Source organism: Arsukibacterium sp. MJ3, from assembly GCF_000987765.1.
Lineage (GTDB): Bacteria > Pseudomonadota > Gammaproteobacteria > Enterobacterales > Alteromonadaceae > Alishewanella.
Window position 1 is genome coordinate 1 of the sequence record NZ_LAHP01000070.1, and the last position, 1,239, is coordinate 1,239.

Consider the following 1,239-nt stretch of genomic DNA (forward strand, 5'->3'; position numbering starts at 1 on the left):
ATGGCTAAGGCTAAATTTGAACGCGTAAAACCGCATGTAAACGTAGGTACTATTGGCCACGTTGACCACGGTAAAACTACACTGACAGCTGCTATCACTAGCGTATTAGCGAAGACATACGGCGGTCAGGCATTTGCTTTTGATCAAATCGATAAAGCACCAGAAGAAAAAGCACGTGGTATTACTATTAATACGTCACACGTTGAATATGACACCCCTACGCGTCACTATGCACACGTAGACTGTCCAGGTCACGCTGACTATATCAAGAACATGATTACCGGTGCGGCGCAGATGGACGGTGCGATTTTGGTAGTTGCGGCGACAGACGGCCCAATGCCACAAACGCGTGAGCACATTCTGTTATCACGTCAGGTAGGCGTACCTTACATCATCGTGTTCATGAACAAATGTGACATGGTAGATGACGAAGAGTTGCTAGAGCTGGTAGAAATGGAAGTGCGCGAGCTTCTTTCTGACTATGATTTCCCAGGTGATGATTTACCGGTAATTCGTGGTTCAGCGCTGAAAGGCCTGGAAGGCGATGCAGAGTGGGAAAAGAAAATACTGGAGCTGGGCGAAGCGTTAGATACGTATATTCCTGAGCCGGTACGTGCGATTGACAAGCCATTCATCATGCCAATCGAAGACGTATTCTCAATTGCTGGACGTGGCACTGTAGTAACAGGCCGGGTAGAGCAAGGTGTAGTAAAAGTTGGTGAGACAGTAGAAATCGTAGGTATCAAAGATACAGTAACGACGACGTGTACTGGAGTTGAAATGTTCCGTAAGCTGTTAGACGAAGGTCGTGCAGGCGAGAACATTGGAGCATTGTTACGTGGTACCAAGCGTGAAGACGTAGAACGTGGTCAGGTATTAGCAAAGCCAGGTTCAATCAAGCCACACACTAAGTTTGAAGGCGAAGTGTACGTATTGTCAAAAGAAGAAGGTGGACGTCATACACCATTCTTTAAAGGCTACCGTCCACAGTTTTACTTCCGTACTACAGACGTAACGGGTGCAGTAGAATTACCAGAAGGCGTAGAAATGGTTATGCCAGGCGACAACCTGAAATTTGTTGTTGAGCTTATTTGCCCAATCGCGATGACAGAAGGTTTACGCTTCGCCATCCGTGAAGGCGGCCGTACAGTAGGTGCTGGTGTAGTATCTAAAATCATTGCTTAACTAAAGTGTAGTTAGCGGTGATGTAAAGAAGGCTCCTCTTGTGGAGCCTTTTTT

1 protein-coding gene is annotated in these 1,239 nt (G+C 46.6%); it reads left to right on the forward strand.

The window, feature by feature from the left end:
* Positions 1–1,185 (forward strand): elongation factor Tu, encoded by a 1,185-nt coding sequence (gene tuf, locus VT06_RS16750; RefSeq protein ID WP_046555473.1) that lies wholly within the window; start codon positions 1–3, stop codon positions 1,183–1,185.
* Positions 1,186–1,239: the final 54 nt, after the last annotated feature.